General features: G+C 30.8%; 12 protein-coding genes, 1 pseudogene and 2 riboswitches. Of the genes and pseudogenes, 8 read left to right on the top strand and 5 right to left on the bottom strand.

Translation table 11 applies throughout. From position 1 onward, the window contains the following. Positions 1-18 precede the first annotated feature (18 nt). The 3 genes from ACJDU8_RS12625 to ACJDU8_RS12615 all read left to right on the top strand — a co-directional run bounded on the left by ACJDU8_RS12625 (position 19) and on the right by ACJDU8_RS12615 (position 3,505). Positions 19-1,932, top strand: a complete 1,914-nt coding sequence (locus ACJDU8_RS12625) for a bifunctional 4-hydroxy-3-methylbut-2-enyl diphosphate reductase/30S ribosomal protein S1 (RefSeq protein ID WP_406792503.1) — start codon at positions 19-21, stop codon at positions 1,930-1,932. 235 nt (positions 1,933-2,167) lie between these two features. Next, a complete protein-coding gene (speD, locus tag ACJDU8_RS12620; protein WP_406792502.1) occupies positions 2,168-2,548 on the top strand; it encodes an adenosylmethionine decarboxylase in 381 nt (126 codons plus the stop codon). 78 nt (positions 2,549-2,626) lie between these two features. Continuing rightward, positions 2,627-3,505 (top strand): GNAT family N-acetyltransferase, encoded by an 879-nt coding sequence (locus ACJDU8_RS12615; protein WP_406792501.1) that lies wholly within the window; start codon positions 2,627-2,629, stop codon positions 3,503-3,505. A 79-nt stretch (positions 3,506-3,584) separates the two neighbouring features. Here ACJDU8_RS12615 and ACJDU8_RS12610 read toward each other — a convergent pair whose 3' ends face one another. After that, positions 3,585-4,781 (bottom strand): pyridoxal phosphate-dependent aminotransferase, encoded by a 1,197-nt coding sequence (locus tag ACJDU8_RS12610; protein WP_406792500.1) that lies wholly within the window; start codon positions 4,779-4,781, stop codon positions 3,585-3,587. 242 nt (positions 4,782-5,023) lie between these two features. Between ACJDU8_RS12610 and wsfD the strand changes: the two genes are divergently transcribed. Further along, positions 5,024-6,502: a glycan biosynthesis hexose transferase WsfD gene (wsfD, locus tag ACJDU8_RS12605; RefSeq protein ID WP_406792499.1), complete on the top strand. Its 1,479-nt coding sequence runs from the start codon at positions 5,024-5,026 to the stop codon at positions 6,500-6,502. A 110-nt stretch (positions 6,503-6,612) separates the two neighbouring features. Here the strand turns inward: wsfD and ACJDU8_RS12600 are convergent, their stop codons facing one another. From ACJDU8_RS12600 to ACJDU8_RS12585, 4 genes and pseudogenes are all read right to left on the bottom strand, one after another. Beyond that, entirely contained in the window at positions 6,613-7,401 is a 789-nt protein-coding gene (locus ACJDU8_RS12600; protein WP_406792498.1) for an ABC transporter ATP-binding protein, read from the bottom strand. Continuing rightward, positions 7,398-8,450, bottom strand: coding sequence for an ABC transporter permease (locus ACJDU8_RS12595; RefSeq protein WP_406792497.1), 1,053 nt, complete (start codon positions 8,448-8,450; stop codon positions 7,398-7,400). Before ACJDU8_RS12595 ends, ACJDU8_RS12600 begins: the two co-directional genes overlap by 4 nt. Before the next feature lie 23 nt (positions 8,451-8,473). Continuing rightward, entirely contained in the window at positions 8,474-9,478 is a 1,005-nt protein-coding gene (locus ACJDU8_RS12590; protein ID WP_406792496.1) for an ABC transporter substrate-binding protein, read from the bottom strand. A gap of 24 nt (positions 9,479-9,502) precedes the next feature. After that, positions 9,503-10,830: pseudogene (locus tag ACJDU8_RS12585) on the bottom strand (O-acetylhomoserine aminocarboxypropyltransferase/cysteine synthase family protein). Positions 10,831-10,990: 160 nt separating this feature from the next. Continuing rightward, positions 10,991-11,096: riboswitch (SAM riboswitch) on the bottom strand. A gap of 494 nt (positions 11,097-11,590) precedes the next feature. Then, a riboswitch (SAM riboswitch) is annotated at positions 11,591-11,691 on the top strand. 155 nt (positions 11,692-11,846) lie between these two features. On the opposite strand from ACJDU8_RS12585, the gene ACJDU8_RS12580 reads away from it, so the two are divergent. The 4 genes from ACJDU8_RS12580 (at position 11,847) to miaB (ending at position 16,776) form a co-directional block, all read left to right on the top strand. Then, positions 11,847-13,319, top strand: coding sequence for a nitrogenase component 1 (locus tag ACJDU8_RS12580; RefSeq protein WP_406792495.1), 1,473 nt, complete (start codon positions 11,847-11,849; stop codon positions 13,317-13,319). Positions 13,320-13,321: 2 nt separating this feature from the next. After that, a complete protein-coding gene (locus ACJDU8_RS12575) occupies positions 13,322-14,650 on the top strand; it encodes a nitrogenase component 1 (RefSeq protein ID WP_406792494.1) in 1,329 nt (442 codons plus the stop codon). A gap of 205 nt (positions 14,651-14,855) precedes the next feature. Next, the gene (locus ACJDU8_RS12570; RefSeq protein WP_406792493.1) at positions 14,856-15,275 is read left to right on the top strand and encodes a hypothetical protein; all 420 of its coding nucleotides are present in this window, start codon (positions 14,856-14,858) and stop codon (positions 15,273-15,275) included. 145 nt (positions 15,276-15,420) lie between these two features. After that, a complete protein-coding gene (gene miaB, locus ACJDU8_RS12565; RefSeq protein ID WP_406792492.1) occupies positions 15,421-16,776 on the top strand; it encodes a tRNA (N6-isopentenyl adenosine(37)-C2)-methylthiotransferase MiaB in 1,356 nt (451 codons plus the stop codon). The last annotated feature ends 17 nt before the right edge of the window (positions 16,777-16,793 follow it).

The following is a 16,793-nucleotide window of genomic DNA, read 5'->3' as shown; positions in this document are numbered from 1 at the left end:
TAAATAAAGGTGAAGATTATGAAGATTATGCTGGCAGATAAATCTGGATTTTGCTTTGGTGTAAAAAGAGCTGTTACTGAAGCTATAAATGCCCAGAAAAAATTTAAAAAGAAAATATATACTTTAGGTCCTTTGATTCATAATAATGATGTAGTAAATGACCTGGAAAAAAAAGGCATATATTCTCTGAAAATGGATGGTATAGATAATCTTAAAGAAGATGATGTAGTTGTAATACGTTCTCATGGTATATCAGAAAATATATTTAATATTTTAAAAAATAAAAAAGTGAATATAATTGATGCTACTTGTCCATATGTTTTGAATATACAAAAAAAAGTACAAAAATATTATAAATTAGGGTATTCTATATTAATAGTAGGTGATAGTAGTCATCCAGAAGTATTAGGTATAAATGGATGGTGTAAAAATACTGCTATTATATCAAAAAATGGTCTGAATTTAGACAATTTACCGTTGAAAATGTGTATAGTTTCACAGACTACAGAAAAACAGTCCAACTGGGAAAAGGTATTGAATATAGTAACTAAGAAGTGTAAGGAATTTATTGCTTTTAATACTATATGTAGTGCTACAGAATTCCGTCAAAAATCTGCAGAAGATATATCAAAAAAGGTTGATATGATGGTAGTAATAGGTGGGAAGAACAGTTCTAACACTACTAAACTTTATGAAATATGTAAAAGTAATTGCAATAATACAATTCATGTTGAAAATTCAGGAGAAATACCTGATAATATAATTAAAGCTAATAAAATTAAAACTATAGGTGTTACAGCAGGAGCTTCAACACCAGATTGGATAATAAAGGAGGCAGTTTTAAAAATGAGTGATGACAAAAGTTTGGAGTTAAATGAGCAATTATCTTATATGGATAAAAATGATACACAGATAATATTAGGGGAAAAAATTAAAGGCACAGTAATATCTGTAAATTCAAAAGAAGCTTTTTTAAATATAGGATATAAATCAGATGGTATACTTCCAAAGTCTGAAATAACAAAAAATGAAAGTGATAATTTGGAAGAATTGATTCATGCTGGAGATGAACTAAATGTTAAAGTAATAAGAAGACAAAATGAAGATGGATATGTGGTATTGTCCAAACTAGAATTAGACAGGGAAAATGCTTATAGAGAATTAGAAGATGCTAGTGGAAATAATACAACATTAAAAGTTACAGTAAAAGAAGATGTAAATGGAGGATTAGTAGCAAACTACAAAGGTGCTAGAGTCTTTATACCTGCCTCCCATGTGGAATTATATCATGTAAATGATCTTTCTCAATATGTAGGTAAAGAACTAAATGTTAACATAATTGAGTTTAAACAAGAAAGAAAGGGAACTAGAGTAGTAGCTTCAAGAAGAGAAATTTTAAGAATTGAAAGAGAACAAAGGGAAGAGGAAACATGGAATACACTAGAAAAAGATATAGTGGTAGAAGGCGAGATTAGAAGATTAACTGATTTTGGTGCATTTGTGGATGTGCAGGGAGTTGATGGACTTCTTCATGTATCAGAACTGTCCTGGGGAAGAGTAAATAAACCAGGTGATGTTTTAAAAATAGGAGATAAAATTAAAGTTTATATACTGGATGTAAATAGAGAAAAGAAAAAATTATCCTTGTCCTTAAAGAAGCTTATGGAAGATCCTTGGAATAATGTAGATATAAAATACCCAGTGGGAAGTGTAGTTCTTGGAAAGGTAGTCAGATTTGCAAACTTCGGTGCATTTATAGAATTGGAACCAGGGGTAGATGCATTAGTTCATATATCTCAAATAAGCCATAAGAGAATAGATAAACCTGGAGATATACTGGAAATAGGTCAGGAGATAAAAGCAAAAATTTTAGAAGTGAATAAGGAAAATGAAAAGATAGCTTTAAGTGTAAAAGAAGTAGATGAAATTTAATATGCAAATTTTCACATTTATCATTAAAAATTTAATACCTAAGGATAAAATATATAGTGTTTTTTAAGATATACTTACTTTAATTTATGCGATATACATAGGAAATCAGAGAAATCTTTAAGTAATTAGAGATTTTAAAAGTAAATTTTTAATATTACCATTATATATTGACTTTTCTATTATTTTTGATAAAATTTAATTGTTATATTTTTTTCTAAGGGGGTAAATGTGAAAAATGAACGAATTAGGGCGACATATCTTGGCAGAAATTTATGGATGCGATGCCGAAGTATTAAATAATAAAGATTTCATAGAAAAAATAATGGTTGACTCCGCATTAAAGGCAGGAGCAGAAGTAAGAGAAGTTGCATTTCATAAATTCAGCCCGCAGGGAATAAGTGGGGTAGTTATAATATCTGAATCTCATTTGACCATTCACACATGGCCAGAGCTCGGCTATGCAGCTGTGGATGTATTTACTTGCGGAGATAGAATAAATCCTTGGGATGCTTGTAACTATATGACTGAAAAATTTAATGCAAAAAATATGACAGCCACTGAAATAAAAAGAGGGATATTTGAACAGGCTGTAGAAGTAAAAGCCTCGAATATATAGGAGATCATCGCCGGAGGATGGTCTCTTATTTTAAATTTTATTTATTGTTCTGAACAATAAATTTAGGGGAAAAATTATATGTATGAGTGTGTGGGACTGACAAAAAAAAATTTTAATAATTTTAAAGAATTAAATTTTAAAAGAAAGTTGTTTAATCCTTTAAATAAGGATTTTTTTGAAGTTTATGATAGATGTAATTTTGCTCAACAGATATTCTTAAGAAGAGCAGTAAAGCTGGTTAAAAGTAATTTTAGATATATAGGCTATATTTGGACTGATATAGTGCATAAAAATGTTTGTAATATAAACGCTATGAATGTATCATGTACCTATGATGAAAATATAGACAGTAAGATACCTTATATATACTTAATAGATACTATAAAAAAAAATTGTGTCGTAAAATATTTATGTGAAGATAATAGCTATAATTGCACATTACTAAAAAATATGGGATTTGAAAAAAAAGAGGGTACATTAGTTCTCTTTAGAGAATTATATGAAAGTACACCTTTAAATCTTCATAAAGAATTAGAGTTTGAGGTATTTAAAAAAGGAAAAGATGAACAGAGAAGATGTGAAATACAAAATCAAATATTTCAAGAACACAATAGGATACCACTTACTTTAGATGATATATACATGGAGGAACTACAGAATTACTATTTTGAAAAGGGGTCAGCTTTTTTAAAAAGAAATAATGAACACATAGGCTATGGCCAGATTATAATAGAAAACAATATTCCTGTTATAGTTAATTTTGGTATAATAGAAAAATATAGAGGAAAAGGTTACAGTAAATATCTTTTAAATTATCTTTTAAATATAGTATATGCTAATGATTTTAATAGAATAATGATAAAAGTAAAAAGTTCTAATTATGTGGCATTAAATTTATATAGGAATGTTGGATTCAAGATTAAAAAGAAAAGATTCAATTGGGAGTTAAAGAGGTAGTGTTTAAAACTATAATTAAATAAAAAAGTTTCCATAAACAGTATGGAAACTTTTTTATTTAATCAAATTGCATTTTAAATTAATTCTTAACCTTTTTATATTCTTCTAGTGCTATCTTCAATAAATTCATGGCATCTTTTAAATCATCACAATTTATGCAATATGATATTCTTATTTCATCTTTGCCAAAACCTTTAGTAGCATAAAAACCATCAGCAGGTGCAACCATTACAGTTTTACCATCTTTATTAAAATCAGTTAATAAGAATTTTGCAAAATCCTCTGCATCTGAGATAGGTAATTTTGCAACTATGTAGAAAGCACCACTAGGTTTTTGGCATATTACACCTGGAATCTTTTCAAGACCTTCCATTAATATATTTCTTCTTTTTTCATATTCTTTTCTTGTTTCAGTAAAATAGCTGTCAGGAGTATCTTTTAGTGCTGCTGCCCCAACTTGTTCTACTGTAGGTACACATAGTCTAGTTTGGCATAGTTTCATTATATTGTGCATAAATTCCTGGTTCTTAGAGGCTACCAGTCCAATTCTAGCACCACAGGCACTATAACGTTTAGATATACTATCTACAATAATTACTCTATCAGCAATATCTTTTAGGGTGAGAGTAGAAGTATATTTTAATCCATCATATACAAATTCTCTATAAACTTCATCTGCTATTAAATATAAATCATGTTCTTTAACTATATCAGCAAGCATTCTGAGTTCTTCAGCTGTATATACGGTTCCGGTTGGATTACCCGGATTTGAAATCATAAGTGCTTTTGTCTTATGAGTTATTTTGCTTTCTATTAACTTTTTATCTGGCAAATGGAATCCATCTTCGGCTTTCGTTAAGTATGGAACCATTTTTGCAGATGCTGCTTCTGCAAAGCCATTGTAATTTGTATAAAAAGGTTCAGGAGAAATTATTTCATCTCCCGGATCACATATTGTCATAAAGGTTAGAAGTATGGCTTCACTGCCGCCATTAGTTATTACCAGTTCTTTTTTAGTAAACTCTGTTCCCCACTTTTTATAATATTCTATAAAGCTTTCCTGTAGTGCGTCCATACCTTGTGAGTCTGTATATTGAAGTACATTTTCTTTAAAGTTTTCAATTGCCTTAAAAAATGTATCTGGAGTTAGTACATCGGGTTGTCCAATATTCAAATGATAAACTTTCATGCCTTTTTTCTTAGCTTCTGCAGCATAAGGTGCCAGTTTACGAATAGGTGAAAACTGCATATTTAAAATTCTGTTTGATAATTTCATAAATGTCCATCCTCTCTTAAATTCTAATTATATTGTATACAATAGAGTGTCTATATACAATAATATAGTTTTCAAAGAATTTTTTCAACAGTAATTTTAATGCACAGCATTTGGTAAATTATTGAGTATTATTAAAAAGTTATTAAATTTTTTCTTTTTAGAAGGATTTTTTTGTCATTTTGAAGAAATGTATTAATAATGTTGTTTTAATACTTATTAAAAAATAAAGAGGTCTAAATCAAATGAAATGGTTAACAAGAAAAATAATTTATATTAAAAATAACTATATTATTGAAGTAATAGTTTTAGTAGTTATAGCTGTAATATTAGCAAATACTCTTTTTTTATATCCTATTGTAGGTAAATGTGATAATGGGGATTTTGGAAGGCTGCTTTTATATGGGGGACTTATCAATTTATCTAATAGTTATCATAAAATTTATGATAAATTTGTACATTTGAATTATCTGATATCAAGCCCAGGTATATTCTTATTGTTTGGTAAGAATTGGGTATCAGGAAGCGTACTGCTAAAATTGGCTGTATTTATCTCATTATTTTTACATGGCTTTAAAAATAGATTATTTGATATAAGATATTTGGCATTTGTTTATTCAATAATATTTTTACTGGCAATATTTTTAATAATTAATTTCAACAAATTGTCTTATTTATTAAAGGTAGCAGCAGGTATAATTATCATTTTATTTTTTACAGATATATCATATATATCTTATTTTAATTCTTTCTATGGAGAAGCAGGAACTATTGTATTCTTTTTTTTGAGTATAGGTACTTATTTAAATTTAATAACAAAAGAAAAACCATCAACAAAACATTTTATATATTTTTTTATAGCATCTGCAGGCTTCTTGACATCTAAAGCACAGGAGATTCCATTATTTATTTTTATGTTTATAGTTTATATAGGATTATTCATTTGTTATAAAGAGAAGACCTATAGAAAGTGTATTATAATATCTTCACTACTTGTATTTATACTTTGCAGTGCTGCCTATATTTCATTGACAGACAGAATGAATCAAAATAATATGTATCAGGCAGTTTTTTTAGGTATTTTAACAGATTCCCAAAATCCAGAAAAGGATTTACAGGAGCTTGGATTAAATAAGAAGTTTGTGGTCTTTAATGGAAAATCTTTTTATAATAGACATTCTAAAAATGATCCGCTGGGAGAAGAAATGTTAAGGGAATTCTATCCTAATATTTCACCTGTAAAGATATTGGGTTTTTATTTAAAGCATCCCCTCAGGCTTTGGAAAAGAATTGTTGATTCAGCAAATAATGCTTATGACTTTTCGGAACTAGGAAGATGGAACTTCATTAAGGGACAATATAGTTCACATAAATTAGCAAATACATTCAGGACAAATCTTATAAATGAATATCCCGGATTACACCGTAATATTTATATTTTTATTTTATTTTCAATTAGTTATTTTTGTATAATAATCATTTGTTTTATGAGAAATAAGGATAAAATTTTACGACTCTTTATGTTACTATTATTATTTATACTGTTATCAGGAGCCTCACAGCTTATTTTACCGGTTATAGGTTCTGGTTATGGCGATTTCGGTAAACATTTGTTTCTATTAAATTTATGTTATGATGTTATGGTTGTAGTGGCTATTCTGTGGTGTTTACATATTATATCAAAGTTTATAATTTTAAAAAAAGATACTTCTAAAAATTATTAAAAAGGGTAGTTTTTAAAAAGAGCAAAAATTCCTTTATTAAAATAGGTATTTTTGCTCTTTTGGGGAAAATTAAAACTAAACTTAGTGTATTTGAGCTAAGTTGGTGTATTTTAGTGTGATGTAGCTATGTGAAGTTTATCTAATATTTCTTTTCTAAGTTTAATAAACTCCAAGCTGTTTCTATTTCTTGGCCTTTTAATTTTTACTTCTACAATTTCTTCTATTTTTCCAGGACGCGGAGTCATAATTACTATTCTATTGCTTAGGTATATAGCCTCATCTACATCGTGTGTAACCAGTAAAATAGTAGTTCCCCTCCTTTGCCATAATTCAATTAATTTATCCTGTAAGTCCATTCTTGTAAAGGCATCTAATGCCCCCAGGGGCTCATCCAGCAGTAATACCTTAGGCTCATTAATAAGTGCACGTGCAAGAGAAGCTCTCTGGGCCATACCGCCAGAAACTTGATGAGGATATGAATTTTCAAATCCGTCAAGTCCAGTAAGGTTTATATATTCTTTAATTTCATTTTTACGTTCCTTATAAATTTTTCTGGCCTTCAGTCCTGAGGCAATATTATTCTCAATAGTTTCCCAAGGAAAAAGATTTGCCTGTTGGAATACATAGCATCTTTCAAAATTAGTATTTTCTATTTTTTTATCATTTAAAAATAATTCTCCAGATTGGGGTTTATCAAGCCCTGCTATAAGTCTCAGAAGAGTCGTTTTTCCGCACCCGGAGGGGCCTATAAATGAGATAAACTTTCCAGCTTTAATACTGAGAGATATATTTCTTAAAGCTTCAACTAGATTTTTGTTTGCATCTATATAAATTCTGGTTACATTATTTATTTCAATAGAAGCATTATTTTGGGCTTGGATATTTTCAACTGGTATCATTTTAATAGCCCCCTTTGCCATATAAGTATCCTATCTCTGATTTTAAATATAATTGCGAGCACAATGGAAAAAACTACTGCCATTACAACTATGGCTGCATAAACTTTTGCATAATTTGACCACCCTTTGGCCCAATTTATATACCATCCTAAGCCTGCTTTTGCACCTACCATTTCAGAAACTACAAGTGTAGTAAAGGAGAGTCCTGTAGCAGTATAAATGCCTGTAAATATGGATGGCATGGCACCTGGTATGGCTATTTTAAATATTAAAAACTTCTCATCTGCTCCTAAAGTTTTAGCTGCTTCAAAATAAGACTTTGGTATATTTTCTACGCCCCCACAAGCCATAAAAGCTACAGGGAACCATACACAAAGCACAATCAAAAATACTTCTGACCATAGTGTAGATGGAAATATTATCATTACCACTGGTATCCATGCAACTGCAGGAACTACTCCTATAATTTTAAGTACAGGGAAAAACCAGTAATACCACTGCCTAAACCATCCCATTAGAATTCCTGTTACCAATCCTAGAATTGTGCCTATTATAAATCCTAGAATTAAAAGTCTTATGGAATAGGCCGTACTTATTAAAAGTGTAATTCGATCATCAACAAGTACCTGAACTATCTGGTCTGGACCCGGAAAAAATGGAAGCGGTAAAATATTGGTTTTAGTAGATAACATATCCCATACTGAAAATCCAATTCCTATGGTAAAATAAAATTGAGATTTGTGATTAATTTTTGCTTTTAGTTTTTCATTAAAAAATGAAATAATATAGCGTATTCCTAAAAATAGTATAAATAGTATCAGCATTATTCTATAAGGAATAACATTAACAACTTGAACTGTAGGTATAGAAAAACTCACGATTAAAGCTATAATGAAAGCTATAATCTGCAGAATTTGCCATGTATTTGATTTGGGTTTCCAATTTATTGTGTCAGGTACTTTAATTGGAACTACATTATCAGTGTTGATTGATGAAGCTTCTGATTTAAGCATAGTTTTTGAATCTACAGATTCACTTAAAATACTCATTTTAAGCCTCCCTACATTAATTTTTATTTGGCTGATACATCATAGTATACATCATCAGCAAATTTATCAGGATCTGTATCCTTTTTTAAGAATCCAGTTTTATTTAATTGCTTCACGAAATATTTAACATCATCTTTGGCAGCATCCGTAGTATATTCGAAATCATAGTTCTTGATAAGCTGAGTGACTAATTTTACATCAGTAGTTGATACGTATTTCTTATCCACTTCAATTTTAGCAGCTTCTTCAGGATTTTTTGCAATCCAATCATCTGCTGCTTTATAGGCTCTCACAAGAGCAGCAATTTTCTCTGGGTTATCTTTAATTTCTTTATTAGAAGCATATAAGAAACAACATGATTTTCCTTTGAATAATGGATCTTCTGCAATATCCGTTATTACTCGGTAGTTGCTATCTCGTTCAGCTAGTGTAGCAAATGGATCCCATGCTGCAAAAGCATCAACGTCACCCTTATCTACAGCTTTTGTTAATTGGTCAAGTGGGTAAGGTACCCATTGGACATCTGAGGTTGGATTGATGCCTGCATTAGCCAGTACAACGCTAGTGATAGCCATAGGTGTTCCACCTATTTCATCTACACCTATTTTCTTTCCCTTTAAATCTTTTGCAGTTTTTATTGGTGAATTAGGAGGTACAACTAATTTAATACAACCTTTATGCAGTCCGCCTATAACTTTAATATCAAGACCCTGTTGAACCGAAGGGAAAAATTGAAAGTCACCATTGGTAACAGTAAATTTTCCACTTGCAAGTCCAGTTTTTTGTTCTTCAAAAGTTCCACTTACAAGAGTTACATCAAATCCTTCCTTAGCAAAAAATCCTTTTTCTTTGGCTATGTAAGCTGGAGCACCGCACACTCCACCTCCAAGAGCCTGGATTTCCAGCTTACCGTATTTATATTTTTCCGTTCCCGTAGAAGAAGAATTGCTTTTTTCCCCACATGAAGAAAAGGTGAATACTGTTATAAGCATAAATATAACTATTGATATCTTTTTGAATTTTTTCATAATGACTCCTTTACATTCTTATATCTATAATGCTTTTGGAAATTTTTTTATAAAAGTTTTTTCAAATGCCTGATCTAAATCATTGATTAGATCTTCTGGATCTTCAAGACCTATAGAAAGTCTTATTGTATTATAAGGTATGTCTGAAATTTCTTTTTCTTTAGGTGTAAGCTCGCCATGTGTAGTCTTAGGTGAATTTATAATTAAAGATCTGGCATCACCTATATTAGTATGGTAGCTGAAAAGTTTTATTGAGTCTAAGAATTCATCTATTTGACTATCTGTACCTCTAATACCAAATGAAAAGACCGATCCGGCACCTTTCGGTAAATATTTTTCTGAGAGTTTTTTATAAGTGCTGGTGACTAAAGAAGGATATTTTATCCACTCCACATTGTCATTTTCTTGGAGATAGGCTATTATTTTTTTAGTGTTTGATAACTGTTTTTCTATCCTTTCAGATAAGGTCTCAAGTCCTAAAAGTACAAGATATGCATCAAAGGGGCTTAAGGCTGCACCAAAATAATTTAAATAATTTAGTCTTATCCTTGAAATAAACGGAAATTCAGGAAATACCTCGATAAAATTTCTTGGAGTATTGCCGGTACCTCTTAAAGTATAATAAGGTTCCAAAAATTGAGGGAATTTTCCATTGCCCCAATTAAATTTTCCACTTTCAAGGATTAAACCTGCAATTACATTTCCATGTCCATTAAGTGCTTTAGTAGCTGAGTATATAACAATATCGGCACCGTATTTTATTGGATTTAGAAGATATGGAGTAGCCAGTGTGTTGTCAACAATCAGTGGTATATTATGATCATGAGCTACTTTTGCAATAGTTTCTATATCAGCTACAATGGCATTAGGGTTGCTGATACTTTCTACAAATATGGCTTTTGTATCTGGCTTTATCTGTTTTGAAAGTGCTTCAGCATTATTTATGTCATGAAATTTGTCTATTTTAATACCTAGCTTTGGATATATTTTTTTTAGTCCATCTAATGTTCCTCCATATAAATAAGGGGTGGTAAGTATTCTACCACCATCTTCTGCTACATTGAGGAGTGTATAGGTTATGGCGGCCATTCCTGAACTTAATGCAATAGCTGCCGCAGCACCATCTAAAGCAGCTAAGCGCTTTTCTAATATATCTATATAGTGGGATTACTCAATCTACTATATATGAATCCTAATTCGGTAAATGACAGTAATTTTTGTGCTCTATCGGTTCCACCCAAGTCGAAAGCTGCTGTCTCATATATAGGTACTGACACGGAATGATTGTGTTCTTCAGAATTATAACCTCCTCTTATTTTTATTGTGTCGAATTTTAAACCTTCATTTGACATCATAAGACCTCCTTAAATAATTATTTGTATAAAAATAAGAGGTTGCATCCTAAATAGGATCCAACCTCCAGTTTACTGGTCAGCTAATCTATTCATTATTTTTATAAATATAAAAAAGTTGTTTTATAAGAAAAACAACTTGAAAATTTAAAAATTATTTTTCTTATCTTTCAGGATTCACCTGCTGGAATTGGCACCGTTAAATAAAATAAATTTGGGTTGCCGGGTATCATAGGGCCAGTCCCCTCCACCTCTCTTGATAAGATTTTACTAAATTAATGTAATTATAATACCCAATTTAAGTTTTTGTCAATGGCTAATATTTTAAATATTAAAGACAGCTGCAGATTAAGGATGAGTGATAATTTAAATTTAAGTTAATATGATATCATATAAAATGGGTTATTATTAATTTAGAAAGTAGGTATTTGTAATGAAAAGCTATCTACCAACTATATTTTGTTCTTTGCTAGTGATTTTTTTAGTTATGTTTTTATTATATGGCACAATAAAACATTCTATTGTTAAAGTTATAAAACACTTAAAAAATAAGAACATATTATAGCTACAATTTGAGTATTATAGCTACAATTTGAGTATACATTCTACATTATAACAATATAACATATGCAGTTTTAGGTAGAGACATTTAAATTAGATATTAAAAAGATATTATTGCCTTTGAATCATTTGCATATTGTTGACAAAACAATATATGTATAATATAATAAGTGTTAATTTAGTCTTTAATAAAATAATATTCTTATCAAGAGTGGTTAAGGGACTGGCCCTATGATGCCCAGCAACCTGAATTTGTTTCATGGTGCTAATTCCAGCAGGATAAATCCTGAAAGATGAGAAGGTAAAAAGTAATCAAACTTCTTATGGTTTCTCTGTAGGAAGTTTTCGTTTTTAAATAATATTTAGTTGACCAGATAGACTGGAGACTATGTACCATGCCTCACTTGTTGAGGCTGTGCATAGTCTTTTTTGTTAAAATTCTATAGGAGGTAATAATGTTGAGTATTAATATAAAATTACAGTCACCAGAGGTTGAAATTAGAGAGTCAAGACTTGGCTCCATTACAGGATTTTATGGGGATGCATCTGAACTTTGTAGTATGGCAAAAGAAGGCAGACTTTGTGACAGAAAACATTTTTTCAGTCAATGTCTAGGCTGTAGTTCAGGTAATGCATTGTGTCAATTAGTTATGATACAAGATGCAGTTGTTATAAACCATGCTCCAGTGGGGTGTTCTGCTGATTTTTCGGATTTTAATTTTACAAATAGGGTGGGCCAGATAGAAAGAAATATTCCCCTTAGAAACGCTAGGATATTAAGTACCAATTTAACTGAAAATGACACTATATATGGAGGAGGAGAAAAATTAAAGGCTGCCATAAAAGAAGCGTATGACAGATTTAAGCCTAATGCAATTTTTATAACAACTTCCTGTGCCTCCGGCATTATAGGTGATGATGTAGATAGAGTAGCTGAGGAAGCTCAGGAACAATTTAAAATTCCTGTTGTGTATATTTCTTGTGAAGGTTTCAAATCTAAAATTTGGACGACAGGTTTTGATGCTGCATACCATGGAATAGTGAGAAAAATAGTAAAACCACCGGTTAGAAAGAGAGAAGATGTGGTAAATGTAATTAATTTTTGGGGAAGTGATATTTTTACTGAATTGTTCGGGAAAATAGGCTTAAAACCCAATTATATAGTTCCATTTTCTACAATTGCACAATTGGAGAAAATATCTGAAGCAGCAGCTACTGTACAGATTTGTCCTACACTTGGGACTTATCTAGCCGCATCACTTGAACAGGAATACGGGGTACCAGAAGTTAAGGCACCGCCTGCTTATGGAATAGAAGGAGCAGATAAATGGTTTAGAGAACTTGGAAGAATAACAAAAAGAGAGAAAGAGGTAGAGGATTTAATTAAATCAGAAAAAGATAGGATATATCCGGAACTTGAAAGGTTAAGGGAAAAATTAAGTGGAAAAAGAGCCTATATTACAGCTGGTGCAGCCCATGGACACAGTCTAATTTCTCTTTTAAGAGATCTTAAAATGGAGGTTATAGGCTCATCCATATTCCATCACGATCCTTGTTATGATAATAAACTTGAAAGTGGAAAAAGTTTAGATCATGCGGTTAAAACTTATGGTGATATAAAACACTTTAATATATGTAATAAACAGGCATATGAGTTGGTGAATTCTCTTAATAGGCTAAAACCAGATATATTTGTAGCACGGCATGGAGGTATGTCTATATGGGGTGCTAAACTGGGAATACCAACATTTTTAATGGGTGATGAACAATTTGCACTAGGTTATCAGGGACTGATTAATTATGGTAATAAAATTTTGGATGTACTTGAAACTCCAGAATTCGTTAAAAATATTGCTGCCCATTCTAAGCTTGTGTACACAGATTGGTGGCTTAATCAAAAACCTGACGCTTTTTTGGGGGGGAAATAACTATGGTTAAATTGATAGAAGGGCCTAGACATTATTGTACTCTTGGAGCCCAACAATCTGTAATTGCAATAAAAGGAGGAATACCTATACTTCATTCTGGTCCTGGGTGTGGTGTGAAACTTTTTAGAGGACTTAGTACTGATTCTGGATATCAGGGAACAGGATATTCTGGAGGAGGAAGTATTCCATGTACTAATTCCACGGAAAGAGAAATTGTATTTGGTGGAGAAAGTAGGCTGAGAGAAGTTATTGATGGTACCCTTAAAGTATTAAAAGGGGAATTATTTGTAATACTCACTGGCTGTACGTCAGATATAGTTGGAGATGACGTAGGGCAGGTAGCAAAGGATTATAAAGATCAAGGAGTTCCCATAGTCTATGCTGAAACAGGTGGATTTAAAGGCACAAATTTTATTGGACATGAAATGGTAATCAAAGCTATAATTGATCAATTTATAGGAGAAAAGACTCCGAAGATTAAAAGTGGACTTGTGAATGTGTGGGCATCAGTTCCTTATCAAGATAGTTTCTGGGCAGGAAATTTGAATCAAATAAAGTATCTTTTAGAAAGCATAGGACTTGAAGTAAATATATTATTTGGACCAGATTCAGGCGGGGTAAAAGAATGGAGTACAATACCAGATGCTGAATTCAATCTTGTAGTTTCTCCCTGGGTTGGCATTGAAACTGCAGAATTATTAAGAAAAAAATATGGTACGCCGTATTTGCATTATCCCACACCACCTATAGGTGCCAGAGAAACAAGCAAATTTTTAAGGTCAGTAGCCAGCTTTGCTAAGTTGGATTCTGTAAAGGTAGAAAATTTTATTAAAAAGCAAGAAGATAATTTCTATTATTATTTGGAAAGATCCACTGATTTTTTTCTTGAGTTTAGATATAGTATACCTGGCAGATTTTTTAATATAACAGATTCTTTTTATGCACTTGGTATAAGTCAATTCCTGCTAAACGAGCTAGGCATTCTTCCAGGTGAACAGTATATAACGGACAATACACCAGAAAAATATCAAAACAATATAAAAGATCAATTTAATAAAATATCTTCTACCAGAAAATTTGAAGTGTTTTTCGAAGAAGATGACGGCAGGATACACCATAGACTTAGAAAATATAACCATGGTACTCATATTCCATTAATTTTAGGAAGTTCATGGGATAGAGATATAGTTAAAGAATTAAATGCTTTTGGAATAAATATAACTCTTCCTGTTATGCACAGGCTTGTATTAAATTGTGGATATTTAGGATATAACGGAGGACTTAGATTAATCGAGGATATATATGGAAATATATTAGAGACGTATAAATAGAAAAATTAGAGGCTATATTTATAAAAAATAGTAAAAATATAGCCTTGCTGTTTATCCCACCGCCTGAACCTGAAAATTACTTCGTTTGGAGACGTAATAGTTTACATTGACTGTAGTAGTTGCATAAATTATAATGAATAAAAATATGAAATTTGGTTGACTTGTTATTTATTTAAAAATATTTTATTATAAAAGGTGGAAGAATATGAAAGCTTTACTTGAAGAAAAATTTAATATTAAAGATGCAAAAATCTACAGTAGTAAACTGAATAATATATTAGAAAAAGACATAGGTGAAAATGAAAAGAAAAATGAGGAAGTAAATCATATAAAAACCTCATATATAAATTTTTTAATGGGGTTTTTTAGATTTAAGCCAGTTATACACTCAGGAGAAGGATTTTATAATATAATTTTAAATGAAGTTAATGTATATGGTGAAGGTGATAGCCTGGAGATTGCAAAAGAAAACCTAATAGATAGTATTATAGAATATATTAATATTTATACAGATAAAATTAATATATTTCATAAATTTGAAACTATAGAAAGGCAAGCTTATATGCTTAAGTTAATTCGCTGCAGCGGCAATAGAGAAAAACTAAAAAAGGAAGTGGGATTGTAGCTAAAATTATAATATATTTACATATGTAAATATTAACGATATAATTGTAGGGTATTATGGCATCTAAAAATAAATGCCACTAAATGAGTATTTAGTCTGGTATTTACTTTTAGATAACTAAAATTATAAAGTGGAGAATGAAAGAATGAATGGACAAAAGAGTCATACAGATAATATCCAAAATGAAAAAGCTTTTTTTATACAGACCCATGGGTGTCAGATGAATGAAGAGGATTCAGAGAAATTATCTGGAATGTTAAAAAAAATGGGATATAAAAAAGCAGAAGACAAATTTTCTGCAGATTTAATTATATTTAATACCTGTTGTGTAAGGGAAAATGCAGAGCTTAAAGTATATGGAAATTTAGGTGCTTTAAAAAAATTAAAGCTGCAAAAATCAGAACTTATAATAGCTCTATGCGGCTGTATGATGCAGCAAAAAGATATGGCAGAAAAAATAATTAAAAGATTTCCATTTGTAGATATAATATTTGGAACTCATAATGCTTATAAGTTCCCCGAATATTTGAATACAGTAAAGCAGCAAAATACATCTGTAATAGAAATACAGGATAAAGAGGATGGAATTGTAGAAGGAGTTCCAATAGACAGAGAAAGCAATGTAAAAGCTTTTGTAACTATAATGTATGGCTGCAATAATTTTTGTGCTTACTGCATAGTACCTTATGTAAGGGGACGTGAGAGAAGCAGAAACCCCGAAGATATTGAAAATGAGATAAAAGGGTTGGTTTCCAAAGGATATAAAGAAATTACCCTGTTAGGTCAAAACGTAAATTCTTATGGAAAGAACTTAAATCCAAATCTAAAATTCAGTGAACTTTTAAAAAGAATTAATAATATAGATGGAATTGAAAGAATCAGATTCATGACTTCTCATCCTAAAGATTTAACTGAAGACGTAATAGATGTGATTTCAGAGTGTGATAAAATATGTGAACATATACATCTGCCGGTACAATCAGGTTCTACCAGCATACTTAAGAAAATGAACAGAAATTATTCCAAGGAACAGTATTTAAATCTTGTAAGTAGAATAAGAGATAAAATTCCAGGAGTGTCTATAACTACGGATATAATTGTAGGTTTTCCTGGGGAGACAGAGGAAGATTTTCAAGGGACACTAAACTTGGCAAAAGAAGTAGAGTTTGATTCCGCATTTACATTTATATATTCCAAAAGGGAAGGTACTCCTGCCTATAAAATAGAAGATCAAATTTCTGATGATGTAAAGCATGAAAGATTTAACAGGCTTGTAGATGTAATAAATGAATCTGCTGCAAAAAAGAATAAAGTTTATGAAGGAAGAATAGAAGAAATATTAGTAGAGGGTCCTAGTAAAAATGACAATACAAAACTTATGGGAAGGACCCGAACTGGAAAACTGGTTAATTTTCAAGGAGATAAAGCTTTTATAGGAAAATTAGTAAAAGTTGAAATAACCAAAGCAACTTCTTTTTCGCTTTTAGGTAAGCAGATATGATGAAAAGGAGGAAATAA

This window comes from Candidatus Clostridium eludens, assembly GCF_045310515.1.
Lineage (GTDB): Bacteria > Bacillota > Clostridia > Clostridiales > Clostridiaceae > Clostridium_B > Clostridium_B eludens.
The sequence above is the reverse complement of the archived record's forward strand: the minus strand, read 5'-3'. Positions and strand labels throughout refer to the sequence as shown.